At 57.2% G+C, this 17434-nt stretch carries 13 protein-coding genes; 7 read left to right on the top strand and 6 right to left on the bottom strand.

The annotated features are described in order from the left end of the window. Nucleotides 1-17: 17 nt before the first annotated feature. Complete coding sequence (rpmH, locus tag BLU64_RS09865; RefSeq protein WP_015842368.1) at nt 18-158, bottom strand: 50S ribosomal protein L34; 141 nt, start codon at nt 156-158, stop codon at nt 18-20. Nucleotides 159-823: 665 nt separating this feature from the next. Between rpmH and dnaA the strand changes: the two genes are divergently transcribed. From dnaA to BLU64_RS09890, 5 genes are all read left to right on the top strand, one after another. Continuing rightward, nucleotides 824-2224, top strand: coding sequence for a chromosomal replication initiator protein DnaA (gene dnaA / locus BLU64_RS09870; RefSeq protein ID WP_051616362.1), 1401 nt, complete (start codon nt 824-826; stop codon nt 2222-2224). A 4-nt stretch (nt 2225-2228) separates the two neighbouring features. Then, nucleotides 2229-3329 carry a DNA polymerase III subunit beta gene (dnaN, locus tag BLU64_RS09875; protein WP_026743816.1) on the top strand — a complete coding sequence of 367 codons (1101 nt, stop codon included), beginning with the start codon at nt 2229-2231 and terminating at the stop codon, nt 3327-3329. Between the two features lie 132 nt (nt 3330-3461). Continuing rightward, on the top strand, nt 3462-4547 hold the full coding sequence (recF, locus tag BLU64_RS09880; protein ID WP_074728541.1) for a DNA replication/repair protein RecF: 1086 nt from the start codon (nt 3462-3464) through the stop codon (nt 4545-4547). 18 nt (nt 4548-4565) lie between these two features. Further along, a complete protein-coding gene (gyrB, locus tag BLU64_RS09885; RefSeq protein WP_074728543.1) occupies nt 4566-6980 on the top strand; it encodes a DNA topoisomerase (ATP-hydrolyzing) subunit B in 2415 nt (804 codons plus the stop codon). 584 nt (nt 6981-7564) lie between these two features. Then, complete coding sequence (locus BLU64_RS09890) at nt 7565-8737, top strand: alginate lyase family protein (protein ID WP_036153472.1); 1173 nt, start codon at nt 7565-7567, stop codon at nt 8735-8737. A gap of 124 nt (nt 8738-8861) precedes the next feature. Here the strand turns inward: BLU64_RS09890 and rsmJ are convergent, their stop codons facing one another. The 3 genes from rsmJ to BLU64_RS17790 all read right to left on the bottom strand — a co-directional run bounded on the left by rsmJ (nt 8862) and on the right by BLU64_RS17790 (nt 11877). Then, nucleotides 8862-9611, bottom strand: a complete 750-nt coding sequence (gene rsmJ / locus BLU64_RS09895; protein WP_074728545.1) for a 16S rRNA (guanine(1516)-N(2))-methyltransferase RsmJ — start codon at nt 9609-9611, stop codon at nt 8862-8864. Next, nucleotides 9608-11650, bottom strand: coding sequence for an oligopeptidase A (gene prlC, locus BLU64_RS09900; protein ID WP_074728547.1), 2043 nt, complete (start codon nt 11648-11650; stop codon nt 9608-9610). The genes rsmJ and prlC overlap by 4 nt, the downstream gene beginning before the upstream one ends. Nucleotides 11651-11742: 92 nt before the next feature. Beyond that, entirely contained in the window at nt 11743-11877 is a 135-nt protein-coding gene (locus BLU64_RS17790; protein WP_268748631.1) for a hypothetical protein, read from the bottom strand. Nucleotides 11878-12231: 354 nt separating this feature from the next. On the opposite strand from BLU64_RS17790, the gene BLU64_RS09910 reads away from it, so the two are divergent. After that, a complete protein-coding gene (locus tag BLU64_RS09910; protein WP_074728551.1) occupies nt 12232-13677 on the top strand; it encodes a glycoside hydrolase family 32 protein in 1446 nt (481 codons plus the stop codon). A 264-nt stretch (nt 13678-13941) separates the two neighbouring features. After that, nucleotides 13942-14784 carry a 23S rRNA (adenine(2030)-N(6))-methyltransferase RlmJ gene (locus tag BLU64_RS09915; protein WP_026743824.1) on the top strand — a complete coding sequence of 281 codons (843 nt, stop codon included), beginning with the start codon at nt 13942-13944 and terminating at the stop codon, nt 14782-14784. A 40-nt stretch (nt 14785-14824) separates the two neighbouring features. On the opposite strand, the gene rnz is transcribed toward BLU64_RS09915, so the two are convergent. Next, on the bottom strand, nt 14825-15739 hold the full coding sequence (gene rnz, locus BLU64_RS09920; protein WP_074728553.1) for a ribonuclease Z: 915 nt from the start codon (nt 15737-15739) through the stop codon (nt 14825-14827). A gap of 19 nt (nt 15740-15758) precedes the next feature. Beyond that, the gene (gene rtcR / locus BLU64_RS09925; RefSeq protein WP_026743826.1) at nt 15759-17342 is read right to left on the bottom strand and encodes an RNA repair transcriptional activator RtcR; all 1584 of its coding nucleotides are present in this window, start codon (nt 17340-17342) and stop codon (nt 15759-15761) included. Nucleotides 17343-17434: the final 92 nt, after the last annotated feature.

Raw genomic sequence — 17434 nt, forward strand, 5'->3', positions numbered from 1 at the left:
CGTTGGGTTAGCTTTTATTACTTAGAAACGGACAGACGAGCACGGCCTTTCGCACGACGGCGGGCCAGAACCTGACGACCATTTTTGGTGGCCATACGAGCACGGAAACCGTGGCTACGGTTACGCTTCAGTACGGACGGTTGGAAAGTGCGTTTCATGGCGATTTCTACCTAAACTTGATTAAAACTTCATAGTTAACGCGTTTGGCTACTCGGCGTGAAGAAAATGACCGACGCCTCAATCGCATATACATATATATAAAAAGAGGCGGGATTGTAATAATTGTACAGTCCCGAGTCAATTAACATCCGCGTTTCACCTACCCAATGTTTCCCGCTTAAGGAAACACCTCTGCCTAACCCAGCACAGCGTGCAGGCGCCACGCGCAGGGCGGGAATTATACGTACTCCATGGTAAAGCGCAAGGATCGAGCCTCGATCCTGGTGAGAAGATCATGATCTCCCTCACCGCCAATGGTGAAAAATACATCTATCCTTATAGACGCTTGGGGGCAGCCCGCCGGGTGTGGGTAACCTCAATCATGACCTCCGTACCTCAGTGTCCGGGCAGGTAGAGGGAATAAGGATAGCCTGTGGATAAAAAGGATCAAAACTGTGCAGAAGGGGAAGATCTCTGTGGGCGTTTAGGTTATGATCCGCCGTCCCGCTAGCGATCCTCCGTCGGGATCGTCACGGTATGCCGCATCAATGCGCGGCGCACGCTGGCTCTTCTGATCCGGGGAGCGGGTGCCAAAAATCATGAGTTACATAACTAACGATTCTGTTTCTTTTCTTTGTTTTATCTTGTTCGAGTGGAGTCCGCCGTGTCACTTTCGCTTTGGCAGCAGTGTCTTGCCCGTTTGCAGGATGAATTACCTGCCACAGAATTCAGTATGTGGATACGCCCATTGCAGGCGGAACTGAGTGACAACACTCTGGCGCTTTACGCCCCTAATCGCTTCGTGCTGGATTGGGTGCGTGACAAATATCTCAATAATATCAATGGACTGCTGAACGATTTCTGTGGTCTGGATGCTCCTCTGCTGCGGTTCGAAGTGGGTAGCAAACCGGCGATGGCAACGGTTGCTCCGGCGGGCAACGCTGCTGCTACCGTGATCCCCGCAGCTGCGCCGCAGGCTCGTCCGGTTTCTTCTCCGGTTCGTCCGAGCTGGGATGCGCCGTCCCTACATGCCGAGCACACCTATCGCTCCAACGTTAACCCGAAGCACACGTTTGATAATTTCGTCGAAGGTAAATCCAACCAGCTGGCGCGGGCCGCTGCGCGGCAAGTGGCGGATAATCCGGGCGGGGCCTATAACCCGCTGTTTTTGTATGGCGGCACCGGTTTAGGTAAAACGCACTTATTACATGCAGTAGGGAACGGCATCATGGCTCGCAAAGCCAATGCTAAAGTGGTCTACATGCATTCGGAGCGTTTCGTGCAGGATATGGTGAAAGCCTTGCAGAACAACGCGATAGAAGAGTTCAAACGGTACTACCGTTCGGTCGATGCGCTGCTGATCGATGATATTCAGTTTTTTGCCAACAAAGAACGTTCTCAGGAAGAGTTTTTCCACACGTTTAATGCGTTGCTGGAAGGAAATCAGCAGATTATTTTGACTTCAGACCGCTATCCAAAAGAGATCAACGGTGTGGAAGATCGCCTGAAGTCCCGTTTCGGCTGGGGGCTGACGGTCGCCATCGAACCGCCTGAGCTGGAAACCCGCGTGGCGATCTTGATGAAAAAGGCGGATGAGAACGATATCCGTCTGCCTGGAGAAGTCGCCTTCTTTATTGCCAAGCGCCTGCGTTCCAACGTACGTGAGCTGGAAGGGGCGCTGAACCGCGTCATCGCCAACGCTAACTTTACCGGACGTTCCATCACGATCGATTTCGTGCGTGAAGCGCTGCGCGACCTGCTGGCGTTGCAGGAAAAACTGGTCACTATCGACAACATTCAGAAGACCGTAGCGGAATATTATAAAATCAAAGTCGCCGATCTTTTGTCCAAACGTCGCTCGCGCTCGGTGGCTCGTCCACGTCAGATGGCGATGGCGTTGGCAAAAGAATTGACGAATCACAGCCTGCCGGAAATCGGTGATGCTTTTGGCGGTCGAGACCACACCACCGTGCTGCATGCCTGTCGCAAGATTGAGCAGCTGCGCGAGGAAAGTCACGACATTAAAGAAGATTTTTCCAATTTAATCAGAACATTATCTTCCTAATATCATGAAATTTATTATTGAACGCGAGCATCTGTTAAAACCCCTACAGCAGGTTAGCAGTCCCTTGGGAGGCCGGCCGACGTTGCCGATCCTGGGGAATCTGTTATTGCAGGTCAGTGAAGGTCGGCTGTCGCTGACCGGCACCGATCTGGAAATGGAAATGGTGGCGCACGTGGCGCTGACTCAGCCCCACGAAGCAGGCGCGACCACGGTGCCGGCCCGCAAGCTGTTCGACATCTGTCGCGGTTTGCCGGACGGCGCCGAAATCACCATTATGCTGGACGGCGATCGTATGTTGGTGCGCTCCGGGCGCAGCCGCTTTTCGCTGTCCACGCTGCCGGCGGAAGACTTTCCCAATCTGGATGACTGGCAGAGCGAGGTGGAGTTTTCTCTGCCGCAGGCCACGTTGAAGCGCCTGATCGAAGCAACCCAGTTCTCCATGGCGCATCAGGATGTGCGTTACTACCTCAACGGTATGCTGTTCGAGACCGAAGGGGAAGAGCTGCGCACCGTGTCGACCGACGGCCACCGTCTGGCGGTTTGCTCGATGCCGGTCGGTCAGCAATTGCCGTCCCATTCGGTGATCGTCCCGCGTAAAGGCGTGATGGAGCTGGTGCGCTTGCTGGACGGCGGCGATACGCCGTTGCAACTGCAAATCGGCAGCAACAACATTCGTGCGCACGTCGGCGATTTCATCTTTACGTCTAAGCTGGTTGACGGCCGTTTCCCGGACTATCGTCGCGTATTGCCGAAAAACCCCGACAAAACGCTCGAAGCCAGCTGCGATCTGCTCAAACAGGCGTTTTCTCGCGCGGCGATTCTGTCCAACGAGAAGTTTCGCGGCGTTCGTCTGTATCTGAACAAAGATCAGCTGAAAATTACCGCGAACAACCCGGAGCAGGAAGAAGCTGAAGAAATTCTGGACGTCGAATACGGCGGTACGGAAATGGAGATTGGCTTCAACGTCAGCTACGTACTGGATGTGCTGAACGCACTGAAATGCGAAGACGTGCGTATGCTGCTGACCGACTCCGTTTCCAGCGTACAGATTGAAGATAGCGCCAGTCCGGCCGCAGCGTATGTGGTCATGCCGATGCGTCTGTAGTTGCGCGATGGGTGGAAAACGGCCAGGCGCCGTTTTAGGTACGCCAGCGTGTCGGGCGGCATGCGGTTCGCAAAATGCGATCGTATGTCCCTGGCATCAGGCTGAAAGGCAGCGACGCTGAATGGTTGTAAAATGGCACTGACCCGTCTTCTCATCCGAGATTTTCGCAATATTGAATCTGCCGATTTGGCGTTGCTCCCCGGTTTCAATTTTCTGGTTGGCGCTAACGGCAGCGGCAAAACCAGCGTGCTTGAAGCGATTTACACGTTGGGCCACGGCCGCGCCTTCCGCAGTATTCAGGCGGGGCGGGTGATTCGTCATGAACAGCCAGAATTCGTGTTGCACGGCAGAATCGACGGCCACGAGCGAGAGCGCTCCGTCGGTCTGAGCAAGAACCGTCAAGGCGACAGTAAGGTTCGTATTGATGGCAGCGATGGTCATCGCGTCGCTGAACTGGCGCAATTGCTGCCGATTCAGCTGATTACCCCGGAAGGATTTACCCTTCTCAACGGCGGCCCGAAATTTCGCCGGGCCTTTCTGGACTGGGGCTGCTTTCATCAGGAGCCTGGTTTTTTCCACGCCTGGAACAATCTGAAACGTCTGTTGCGTCAGCGCAATGCAGCGCTGCGCCAAACCAGTCACTATGGGCAGATGCGGGCATGGGATCAGGAGTTAGTACCGCTGGCGGAGCAGATAAGCCAATGGAGAGCCGCATATAGCGACGCCATTGTGGACGATATCGGAGCCACCTGCGGCCAGTTTTTACCGGAGTTTTCCCTGAGCTTTTCCTTCCAGCGCGGCTGGGATCGGGAGAGTGATTACGCAGAGCTGCTGGAGCGCCATTTCGAGCGTGATCGAATGCTGGGCTATACCGCCTTCGGACCGCACAAGGCGGACTTCCGCATTCGCGCCGGCGGCGTCGCGGTAGAGGATATGTTGTCGCGCGGTCAGTTAAAGCTGTTGATGTGCGCTCTAAGATTGGCGCAGGGTGAATTTCTGACCCGCAACAGCGGACTCAAGTGCGTCTACCTCATCGACGACTTCGCCTCGGAGCTGGACAGCGCCCGACGACGCCTGTTGGCGGAACGGCTGAAAGCCACACAGGCACAGGTCTTCGTCAGCGCAATCAGCGCTGAACAGATAGGCGATATGGTCGGTGAAAATGGCAAGATGTTCCGCGTAGAACAGGGTAAAATAACCGTTCAATCACAGGACTAAAATGAGCGAGAAACGTTGATGTCGAATTCTTATGACTCCTCAAGTATCAAGGTATTAAAAGGGCTGGATGCAGTTCGTAAGCGCCCGGGTATGTATATCGGCGATACGGATGACGGAACCGGTCTGCATCATATGGTATTCGAGGTGGTGGACAACGCTATCGACGAAGCGCTCGCAGGCTACTGTAAAGACATTATCGTCACCATCCATAGCGACAATTCCGTGTCGGTACAGGATGATGGCCGTGGGATCCCAACCGGTCTTCACGAAGAAGAAGGCGTGTCAGCCGCTGAAGTCATCATGACGGTGCTGCATGCCGGCGGTAAATTTGATGATAACTCCTACAAAGTTTCCGGCGGTTTGCACGGTGTAGGGGTTTCCGTGGTCAACGCCCTGTCGGAAAAACTTGAGCTGACCATTCGCCGCGAAGGCAAAATTCATCAACAGACCTACAACCACGGCGTGCCGTTCGCGCCCCTGAGCGTGGTGGGTGAAGCTGAAAAATCCGGGACTACCGTCCGTTTCTGGCCGAGCACCGAAACCTTCACCAACGTGCTGGAATTCGAATACGACATTCTGGCCAAGCGTCTGCGTGAGCTGTCGTTCCTTAATTCCGGTGTTTCCATCCGTCTGCGTGACGAACGTGAAAAAGATAAATCCGACCACTTCCATTACGATGGCGGCATCAAAGCGTTTGTCGATTACCTGAACCGCAATAAAACGCCGATTCACCCGAACGTGTTCTATTTCTCCACGGTGAAAGACGATATCGGGGTGGAAGTCGCTTTGCAGTGGAACGACGGTTTCCAGGAAAATATCTACTGTTTTACCAACAACATTCCGCAGCGTGACGGCGGTACGCATCTGGCCGGTTTCCGCGCCGCCATGACGCGTACCCTAAACACCTACATGGATAAAGAAGGCTACAGCAAGAAAGCGAAAATCAGCGCGACCGGCGATGACGCCCGCGAAGGCCTGATTGCTGTGGTCTCGGTGAAAGTGCCCGATCCGAAGTTCTCTTCTCAGACCAAAGACAAGCTGGTTTCGTCGGAAGTGAAGACGGCCGTTGAGTCGCTGATGAACGAAAAACTGGTGGATTACCTGATGGAGAATCCATCAGACGCCAAAATCGTGGTCGGCAAAATCATCGACGCCGCGCGAGCGCGCGAGGCTGCTCGTCGTGCCCGCGATATGACGCGACGCAAAGGCGCGCTCGACCTGGCCGGTCTGCCGGGCAAACTGGCGGATTGTCAGGAACGCGATCCGGCGCTGTCTGAACTGTACCTGGTGGAAGGGGACTCCGCGGGCGGCTCTGCGAAGCAGGGGCGTAACCGCAGGAACCAGGCGATTCTCCCGCTGAAGGGTAAAATCCTGAACGTGGAGAAGGCGCGTTTCGACAAAATGCTGTCGTCGCAGGAAGTCGCCACGTTGATTACGGCGTTAGGTTGCGGCATCGGTCGTGACGAATACAATCCGGACAAGCTGCGCTACCACAGCATCATCATCATGACCGATGCCGACGTCGATGGTTCGCACATCCGTACGCTGCTGTTGACGTTCTTCTATCGTCAGATGCCGGAAATCATCGAACGCGGGCATGTCTACATCGCTCAGCCGCCGCTGTACAAGGTGAAGAAAGGGAAGCAGGAGCAGTACATCAAGGATGACGAAGCGATGGATCAGTATCAGATCGCGTTGGCATTGGATGGCGCGACTCTGCATACCAACGCTCATGCGCCGGCAATGGCGGGCGAGCCGCTGGAACGACTGGTCGCCGAGCATTACGCCGTGCAGAAAATGATGGGTCGTATGGAGCGTCGTTACCCGCGCCCGCTGCTGAACGCGTTGATCTACCAGCCGTCCCTGACCGAAGCCACGCTGTCTGACCGCGAGCAGGTGCAGCACTGGATGGAAACGCTGGTGACGCGGCTGACCGAGCAGGAAAAACACGGCAGCACCTACAGCTTCGTGATCCACGATACTGAAGAAGGGCGTCACGAGCCGCGACTGCGTGTGCGTACCCACGGTGTCGATACCGACTATCCGCTGGATACCGCGTTTGTGACGGGTAACGAATACCGCAAAATCAATCAACTGGGCGAAAAGCTGCGCGGCCTGATTGAGGAAGACGCTTTCGTGGAACGCGGCGAGCGCAAGTTGCCTATCGTCAGCTTCGAGCAGGCGCTGGAGTGGCTGGTGAAAGAGTCTCGTCGTGGTCTGGCGGTTCAGCGCTATAAAGGTCTGGGCGAGATGAACCCGGAACAGCTGTGGGAAACCACGATGGATCCGGAAGGTCGTCGTATGTTGCGCGTCACCGTGAAGGATGCGATTACGGCCGACGAGTTGTTCACTACGCTGATGGGGGATGCCGTTGAACCCCGTCGCGCCTTTATCGAAGAAAACGCCCTCAAGGCGGCAAACATCGATATCTGATAGCGCTCAAAGGCAATCAATCTGTATACGAAAAAAGCTTCGCCCTGTGCGGAGCTTTTTTATTACCCCTCTCAAATGCGCATTTTGGGAAGACGGAAGATCGCCCCGACAAATTGATGGCCCGCATCTCCCTACACGCCAGAGGATTCGCCTCAGGCTCATGCCGGTAAGGCCAACTTGCCCTTACCGCAACGTTTCTTCTCTCAGCGTGTCGCAGTATTATTGGGAAACCAATGGAAACTTACTTGTTGTACCTGCGATCGCTTTGGCATCGGCGGATCCAAAGGATCGCCGTTTGAGGCGAAGGGGAGATGACAATGGCATCATTTCGATGACGTTATGTGGCATGAGCGAGATAGCGGCTGCGGGTTCTTTTATTGAAATAGACAAGAGCTTGGCTGAAAGTGGTTATTCCACGGGCGTTCATATCGGGCGAACCGTCGTTTTCTATTTATAATTGGTCACTCTCCTGAATTAGGGAATATTAAAAGCATAATTCCACGAATTACGGAGCATGAAATTATTATCTAATACTCGTGTGATATTCTTTTGATGAAAATAATATCACAGGGACGTAATTGCGTATGCTCATCAAAAACTCGGCAGGTTTACTGCTATCGTTCGCTATGTTGCTATCCCCTCTTTCCGGCTGGTCTGCGGAGATATTCAAACATCCGGGCATGCTCAGCACCAGCGACGATTTCGCCAGAATGGCGACGCAGGTGAATCAGCAGTCCGAGCCTTGGTTCAAGGGATTCCAGCAGCTGAAACTTTCGCTTGGCTGGCAGCCTCGCGCCGTCGACATCGTGTATCGGGGACGAAATAGCGAGCATAGTGAAAATTATCCTCAATTATACAGAGATATAGCCATCGCCTACTCCCATGCGCTGTACTGGAAGGTCACGGGTGATGAGGCTTACGCCAACAGCGCCGTCGCCATTCTGAACGCCTGGGGCAGCACGTTGAAAGCGATTAGAGGCTCCACCGATGCCGCGCTCGCGGCGGGAATTTATGGCTACGAACTGGCGAATACCGCAGAAATAATGCGGGACTATCCGGGATGGAGCGCAAGCGATTTCGACACCTTCAAAAAGATGATGGAAACGGTCTTTCTCCCTATTAATTTGGATTTTATCGCGCGTCATAACAATACGAAAATCGACCACTATTGGGCAAACTGGGATTTAGCGCAGTTAAGTTCCATTATGGCTATCGGTATTTTATTAGACAGAAAAGATCTCTACGACCGCGCCGTCGACTATTACAAAAACGGCGAGGGAAATGGCGCGATTGGAAAACTGGTCTGGATACTTTATCCCGAACAGGGCATGGGACAAATACAGGAAAGCGGCAGAGATCAGGCACACTCAATATTAGATATCGCGCTGGCGGGCGTGATATGCCAAATGGCCTGGAATCAGGGCGATGATTTATTCAGTTATGACGACAACCGGCTGATGAAGGGGGCGGAATATGTCGCGGCCTATAATCTCGGTAAATCGGTTCCCTACACAACCTACACCAATAGCGATGTGACCCAAACGCAAATTTCTGAGCGCGCAAGAGGCGAGGTCAGAGCGATTTGGGAACTGCTCTATAACCACTACATTGTGCTGAAAGGCCTCAACAGCCCCAATATCACCGAGATAGCGACCAACATTCGGCCTGAAGGCGGTCCCTGGTTCTATGGCGCATATCCGGGGAGCTTTGACCAGCTGGGCTATGGCACGCTGCTGTTTACGCTGGGAGAAGAGTAACGGCTCGCCGGGGCGCGGTTGGCACATCCCGGCGGCATCGAGTATCACGTTCCTTCGTCGTCCTGGCGTTTCCGTCGCTTTAGACCAAGGCAAAGAAATGCATATTGGGAAACCAGTTGGAAACTTAGTGCGTCGGCAGGTAGAAGTCGAAGCGATGGCTCTTTGTTTCCAGCATGGACTGCGCGGGAACGCCCGCGAGCGGCGGCGCATAGTCAGGGCGTTTGACCACCACGCGCTTTTTCGCCAGTGAGCGTGCCGGGGCCAGCAGCGCGTCGGCATCGTCGTCGGCGCCGACCAGCGTCTGGAATACCCGCATTTCCTTTTTCACCAGCGCGCTTTTCTGCCGGTGAGGAAACATCGGATCGAGATAGACAACGTCGGGCGGCGGCTCGATGTCTTTCAGCCTCTCGGCGCTGGAAGCATGCAGCAGCGTCAGACGCTCCTTTAACCAGCCGCCGATTTCTCCGTCCTGATAACCGCGCCGAAGACCATCGTCCAATAGCGCCGCGACGACCGGGTGCCGCTCCACCATACGAACCCGACAGCCGAGCGAGGCCAGCACGAAAGCGTCGCGTCCCAGCCCCGCGGTGGCGTCCACGACATCAGGCAGATAGCCTTTCTTGATGCCGACGGCTCGGGCGACCGCTTCGCCGCGCCCGCCGCCGAAGCGGCGCCGGTGCGCCAACGTGCCGCCGACGAAATCCACGCAGATGGCGCCCAGCTTCGGCTCGTCCTGCTTACGCAGCTCAAGTCGTTCGGGCGTTAAGACCAGCGCGAAAGGCTGGCTGTCATCCTCTGTCAGTCCCCAGCGCGCGGCCAGAGCGTCGAGGGCGCCTTTATCGGCGCCCTCTTCGGTCATCAGGCCGATCTTCATCCCTTGATGCCGTAGTGTTTCAGCATGGCGTCCAGTTGCGGTTCACGGCCGCGGAAGCGTTTGAACAGCTCCATCGGCTCTTCGGAACCGCCGCGAGACAGGATGTTGTCGAGGAACGACTGGCCGGTGGTGCGGTTGAAAATGCCTTCCTCTTCAAAGCGAGAGAAGGCGTCCGCCGCCAGCACGTCGGCCCACAGGTAGCTGTAGTAGCCCGCGGCATAGCCGCCCGCGAAGATATGGCTGAAGGCGTGCGGAAAACGGTTCCAGCTCGGGCTGGGCATAACGGCGACCTGAGCCTTGACGTCGGCCAGCGTCGGCAGGATCTGCGCGCCTTTCGCCGGGTCATATTCGGTATGCAGGCGGAAGTCGAACAGGCCGAACTCCAGCTGACGCAGGATAAACAGCGCCGCCTGATAGTTCTTGGCCGCCAGCATTTTATCCAGCATCTCCTTCGGCAGCGGCTCGCCGGTTTCGTAGTGGCCGGAGATAAACGCCAGCGCATCAGGCTCCCAGCACCAATTTTCCATGAACTGGCTCGGCAGCTCGACGGCATCCCACGGCACCCCGCTAATGCCGGTGACGCCCGCGGCTTCGACCAGCGTCAGCATGTGGTGCAGGCCGTGACCGAATTCGTGGAACAGCGTTGTCACTTCATCATGCGTGAACAGCGCCGGTTTGCCGTTGACCGGACGGTTGAAGTTACAGGTCAGGTAAGCGACCGGTTTTTGCAGCTCGCCGTTGGCGAGGCGCATACGGCTGACGCAGTCGTTCATCCAGGCGCCGCCGCGTTTGTTTTCGCGCGCATATAGATCGAGGTAGAAGCTGCCGCGCAGTTCGCCGCTTTCATCGAACAGATCGAAGAAACGCACTTCCGGATGCCAGACATCGACGTCTTTGCGCTCTTTCGCCGTGATGCCGTAGATGCGGTTGACGACTTCGAACAGTCCGTTGAGCACGCGCTCTTCCGGGAAATAGGGACGCAACTGCTCGTCGCTGATGGCGTAGAGATGCTGTTTCTGCTGTTCGCTGTAGTAGCTGACGTCCCACGGATTCAGCTCGTCCACGCCATAATGTTGCTTAGCGAAGGCGCGCAGTTCGGCCAGTTCCTGCTCGGCCTGCGGACGTGCGCGTTTAGCCAGATCGGTCAGGAAGTCCAGCACCTGCTGCGGGTTTTCCGCCATTTTCGTGACCAGCGATTTATCGGCATAGCTCGAATAGCCGAGCAACTGCGCCTGTTCATGGCGCAGCGCCATTTTTTCAGCCATCACTTCGGTGTTGTCCCACTTACCGGCGTTCGGCCCCTGATCGGAGGCGCGGGTGGCGTACGCGCGATACATCTCTTCGCGCAGCGCGGCGTTGGAGCAGTAGGTCATGACCGGCAGGTAGCTCGGCATGTCGAGCGTCAGCAGCCAGCCGTCTTGTTCTTTGGCTTCGGCCTGCGCTTTGGCGGCCGCCAGCGCGCTTTCCGGCAGACCGGCCAGCTCATTGACGTCGGTGATCAGCTTGGACCAGCCCATCGTGGCGTCCAGCACGTTGTTGCTAAAGATTGAACTCAGTTCGGAAAGCCGCGCGGAGATTTCACCGTAGCGTTTCTGCTTCTCGGCGGGCAGCGCGATACCGGACAGTTCAAAGCCGATCAGCGCATTTTCCACGGCTTTTTTCTGTGCCGTATCCAGGGAGTCGAAATGTTCGCCGTCACGTAGATTGCGATGGGCGCGATACAGGCCGGCATGCTGTCCCACCCAGGTGCCGTATTCGGACAGCAGCGGCAGGCACTGCTCGTAAGCGCTGCGCAGTTCGGGGCTGTTCTGTACCGCATTCAGATGGCCGATAGGGGAGAAGATACGCTCCAGTCGATCGTCGATTTCCGCCAGCGGCTGACAAAGATTCTCCCAGGTAAATGGACCAGGCTGCGCCACAACCTGTTCCACCGTTTTGCGACAGTCGTCCAGCGCGCTTTGGATTGCGGGAACAATATCGTCGGTTTTGATCTGAGAAAACGGGGGCAGGGTAAACGGGGTAAGTAATGGATTTGTCATGGCACGGTCCTGAATAGTAATGATGATCGATCCCTTGTCCCGGTGGCCGACAAGGCTGACATAATTTGCAGATTACATTCTAAGATGGGGTTTCAGGCCACGAAAATCAATGTTTGGGCAAGAATGGCGTAGTACCCGCGCCCGGCATAGGGAAACAGTGAAGAAGATTCGCGCAGAATGGTGAAAGCTCGGGCGGTGGCGCTATCGCAACCCTGCCAGGAATGCATAAAACCTGATCCCGATCGGTTCGCTGAATATCGCGTTTTTTGCTCGATGATATAACGAAAGGAGAGGGAGAGATAGCGTCAGGCCGCGCCTTTGTTGTGTCGAATGTTCCTTTTTATCAAGTTGATTTTTATGTCTAATTTGATTATTCCCTGTTGAAAACCGGGTTTATCTGCCACGCTTGATGAAAGGCGCCGCCCATTTTACCGGTTCCGCGTCCGCTTTTGTGTGCCGTGCCGAAATCGGCCTGACGAGCGGAGCGGAACGCGATGATTCAGGTCTGCCGCGATATCGCGTTCAGCGCGTCTCGCCGTCCTTACAGGCCGTCATGCAAGTCAGACAGAGTGAGAACAACAATGATTAATCCCGTCGATCGCGCCAGCGAGGCGCAGCCGGAATACGCCAACGTCAACCACACCTTTTATCCGACATTCCATCTGGCGCCACCGGCGGGATGGATGAACGATCCCAACGGGCTGATCTTCCATCAGGGGCGCTACCACGCGTTCTATCAGCATTACCCCTATGAGCCGAAATGGGGACCGATGCACTGGGGACACGCCACCAGCGAGGACATGATCCGCTGGCAGCACCAGCCCATTGCGCTATTTCCCGGCGGTGAGAACGAGCCGGACCGCGACGGCTGCTTTTCCGGCTGTGCCGTGGATGATGATGGCGTTCTGAGCCTGATTTATACCGGCCATGTCGTCCTGCCTTCCTCTCCCGAAGAGGGCGAGAAATTACGGCAGGTGCAGTGCCTCGCCATCAGCCACGATGGCCTGCATTTCGAAAAACAGGGCGCTATTCTGCTGCCGCCTCCCGGCATCATGCACTTTCGCGATCCCAAAGTGTGGCGTGAGAACGGCGTCTGGTGGATGGTCGTCGGTGCCCGCAACGAACAAGGTCAGGGACAGGTGCTGCTCTATCGCGGCGAGAGCCTGCGCGAGTGGACGTTCGACCGCGTGCTGGCGGAGAGCGACGGCGCGCTGGGTTACATGTGGGAGTGCCCGGACTTCTTCCCGCTGGGCGACGAGTGGCTGCTGATGTTCTCGCCGCAGGGCGTCTCGCCGAACGGTTATCACTATCGCAATTTATTCCAGAGCGGCTGTCTGCGCGGCCACTGGCGGCCGGGAGATGATTTCGACATCACGGAGCCGTTCGCTGAGGTGGACCTCGGCCATGACTTCTATGCGCCGCAGTCGTTTCTGGCCGCTGACGGTCGCCGAATTGTTCTGGGATGGATGGATATGTGGGAGTCGCCGATGCCCTCGCAGCGTGATCACTGGGCGGGCTGCATGACGCTGCCCCGGGAGCTGAGCCTCGAAGACGGGCAGCTGCGGGTGCGCCCGGTACGGGAGGTCGAGTCGCTGCGGCGCGACGGACGGGTTATCGAACCGCAATGGATCGACTCGCAGCCGCAGCCGCTAGCGGAACATAGCGATGTGCGGGAGCTGATGTTGCGCTGGGATCTGAACGACAGCACCGCCGAACGTTATGGTCTGATGCTCGGGGAGGGTATGCGCCTGTTTGTGGACACGCAGTCCGGGCGTCTGGTGCTGGAGCGCAATTACCCCGAATATGGCCTGAGCGGCTATCGCAGCGCGCCGTTGCCGGCGCAGTCCGAGCTATCGCTGCGGATTTTCATCGATCGCTCCTCGATAGAAGTCTTTGTCGGAGAGGGGGAACGCTGCCTGAGTTCGCGCATCTACCCGCAGCCGGACCGGCGTGAGCTACGACTGTTCGCCGATCATGGACGTGCGCATCTCGTCGGGGGAGACAACTGGTCTCTGCTAGGGGGGTAACGGTCTGAAGGGCGTCGGGCGTGTGGCCCACGCTGCGGTTCTTTCAGCTTCGGGAAAGGGAACCGGTTTTCAGGTGCCCGCCGGGCTGACCCTCACGATCCGCGCCGATAAACCCGTTAAGATCTTATCCAATGACCAGAAGAGGGCCAATCTGTTTTATACTCCCCCGCTGCACCCCGTTGTTTTTGCCGCGCTGCGGCGAGGGTGGGGGAAAGACGGCGCGTCGGCCCCACCCACGACTTAATCACTGGATAATCATTACCCATGCTCAGCTACCGCCACAGTTTTCACGCCGGCAATCACGCCGACGTGCTCAAGCACACCGTTCAAAGCCTGATCCTCAGCGCTCTGGCGGAGAAAGATAAACCGTTCCTGTACCTCGATACGCACGCCGGGGCAGGTCGCTACAAGCTGCAAAGCGAACACGCCGAGCGCACAGCCGAATATCAGGCGGGGATTGCCCGCATCTGGCAGCGGGACGACGTGCCTGACGAGCTGGAAGCCTATATGCAGGTGGTGCGTAACTACAACCCGCAGGGGCAGCTGCGTTACTACCCCGGCTCCCCGCTGGTCGCCCGTCATCTGCTGCGCGATCATGACCGCCTGAGTCTGAGCGAACTGCACCCGAGCGACTTCCCGCTGCTGCGTCAGGAGTTCCAGCGCGACAACCGCGCTCGCGTAGTGCGTGAAGACGGCTATCAGCAGCTGAAAGCCCAACTGCCGCCGCCGTCCCGCCGCGGGCTGGTGCTGATCGACCCGCCTTACGAGCTAAAAAGCGATTATCAGGCGGTGGTGAAAGGCATTCAGGAGGGCTACCGCCGCTTCGCCACCGGCGTGTATGCGCTGTGGTACCCGGTCGTATTGCGTCAGCAGATTAAACGGCTGCTGAAAGATCTGGAAGCGACCGGCATCCGCCGGATCCTGCAAATCGAACTGGCTGTGCTGCCGGACAGCGATCGCCACGGCATGACCGCCTCCGGCATGATCGTCATCAACCCGCCGTGGAAGCTGGAAGCGCAGATGAAAAGCGTGCTGCCGTGGCTGCATCAAGTGCTGGTGCCGGAAGGCACCGGGCACACGCGCGTAGAATGGGTCGTGCCGGAGTAACCTCGGCTGAGCCAATGCGCTGCGGGGCAATGGCGGTGAATCACACCCGAAAGCTCCCCAAGTCGGTGGCCATTTCCGTGGCCGGGAAAATCGCGCGGCACTCCGCCAGCAGCCGTTCGTTGTCTTCCTGACCGTATCGCGCGCTGATATGGGTGATAATCAAGCGTTTTGCGCCCGCGTCACGGGCCAGCGTCGCCGCCTGTTCCGTCGTGGAATGGCCGCGCTCGCTGGCGCGATCGGCCATACTGGCTTCCACCGTCGCTTCGTGCACCATCACATCCACCCCGGCGGCCAGCAAGCATCCCGCCTCCGAGGGGCGAGTATCGCCGAATATCGCGAGCGAACGGCCCGGCGTGGACGGTCCGAGGTAATCGGCGCCGTTTAAGATACGTCCATCCTCCAGCGTGACGGACTCGCCGCGCTTCAGTGTCTGAAACCATGAACCGGGGCGAATGCCCTCTTCCATCAGCCGCTCCACATCCAGCGCGCCGGGTTTGGGCCGCTCGTCGATGCGATAGCCGACGCAGGTTAACGTATGCGACATCGGATAGGCCGTCACCACGCGGTGTTCGTCCTCGCAAACCGGCCCGGAGGTGACCTCGACTACCTCCATTGGATAGGTGAGATAAGAGCCGCTCAGGCTCAGCGCATTGTCGACAAACGTTTTCAGGCCGGCGGGACCGTAGAGCGTCAGCGGCGCCTGACAACCGGCCATAGAGCGGGAGCACAGCAGGCCGGGCAGGCCAAACAGGTGGTCGCCATGCAGGTGCGTGATGAAAATTTTCTCGATCTTGCTGGCGCTTAAACGCGTATGCAGTATCTGATGCTGCGTGCCTTCTCCGCAGTCAAACAGCCAGAAGGCGGGGCGCGGGCCTTGCAGGTCCAGCGCCAGGCTGGCCACGTTGCGCGCTTTCGTCGGGACGCCTGCGCTGGTGCCCAAAAATATCAGTTCCATGGTGAAACACTCCGATCAATTAACGGTGTTTGACGTCATCCCAGCGTAAAGCGAACCGCGCCAGATACTTGCGCAGCCGGTCGGCGTCATTCGGCTGTTTTTTCTGCTGGCGAGAGACGGCGAAGAGCTGGCGGCCCGCTTCCGACAGGCTGCTGGCCTGACGGCAAACGTTCAGCACGCTTTCCAACTGGAGGCGGTCAAACAGATCGCATTCGCCGACGCTCTCAGGCAGCGGCGCGCTTGGGGCATCGCCGGGCGCCCACTGCCGCTGGAGACGCAGAATCTCTTCATCGACCAGCGCGCGTGTAATGCGGCCATTATCCGCTAATGTCGCCATTCTGACGACGCTGGCGCCCAATTCTCTAAAATTGCCGCGCCACGGGGCCTGCGGCGAGCAGGCGAACCCCAGAAAGCGCTGGCGCGCTTCACGGTCGAAACGGACTTGCAGCTGCTGGGTCTCTGCAAAGCGCTGTAGCTCAAAGTCGATATTAGGCTCGATATCTTCACGCCGCTCGGCCAGTCCCGGAAGGGGAAAGGTCCACATGTTGATGCGCGCGTAGAGATCGTCACGGAAACGGCCAGCCGCGACCCAGCGTGGCATATCGCGATGCGTACCGGCGATCAGTTGAAAATCGCTGCTGACTTCCTTATCCGAGCCGAAGGGAAAAAAAGTTTTCTCTTCAATCGCTTTCAGCAGCATGGCCTGTTCATCCAGCCCCAGCTCGCCGATTTCATCCAGAAACAGGATGCCGCCGTCCGCTTCCCTCAGCAGCCCGGTGCGCGCCTGCTGGGCGCCGGTAAAAGCCCCGCGAGCGTGCCCAAACAGCGTTGACATCGCATTGTCTCCCCGCAGCGTAGCGCAGTTAACGGCGACAAAGCGCCCGGAAACCTGATGGCGCGCGGCTTTTAATTCATAGATCCGCCGGGCCAGAAAGGATTTTCCCGCGCCGGTCGGACCGGTGAGCAGCAACGGTGCGGAGGAGCGCAGCGCGACGCGTTCGATTTGGTCGATCAACGCGTTGTACGCCGGATTCCGTGTCGCAATACCCGCTTTTAAAAACGAAGTCGAAGCCTGCTGCTCACGCTGAAAACGGCTCGTCAACGTGGCGTAGCGACTGAGATCGAGATCGATAATCGAATAAACGCCAGCGGGAGAAGGCGAGCCTTCTTTACGGGAGGCCGGACTGGTCTGCAACAGGCTGGCAGGCAGGTAGCGGGCCTCCGTCAGCAGAAACCAACAGATCTGTGCGACGTGGGTGCCGGTGGTGATGTGCACCAGATACTCTTCGTTTTCCGTGTCGAACGAATAACGGGCGGCGAAGTCAAGGTACGTGGTATAGACCTCCTCGAAATCCCAGGCATCCTGCAAATCGATGGCATGCAGACGCACCTCCGTGCCGGGCGAAAGCGCGTTGATATCCGCTTGAACCTGTTCCGCCAGACCGCTATTGCGCGGTTGGTACAGTAACTCCAGCCGGTCCACCGGCATGTCCGGTTGTTGGCATAGCGCGACGGTTGGCCGCCATTTGCTCCAGCGGTTGGCCCGTTTGCCGCGTTTATCCAATACGGTGCCTAGCGTGCCAATCACCACTCTACGTTTCATGTTTATCCTAATTTATAAATCCTTAGCTATAAGGATAATTCATCCGGGTTGTCCCGAACAGCACGACACGAGAAAAACAAAATAAAAACTCA

Origin of the sequence: Lonsdalea quercina (genome assembly GCF_900107885.1) — a bacterium.
Taxonomy (GTDB): domain Bacteria; phylum Pseudomonadota; class Gammaproteobacteria; order Enterobacterales; family Enterobacteriaceae; genus Lonsdalea; species Lonsdalea quercina.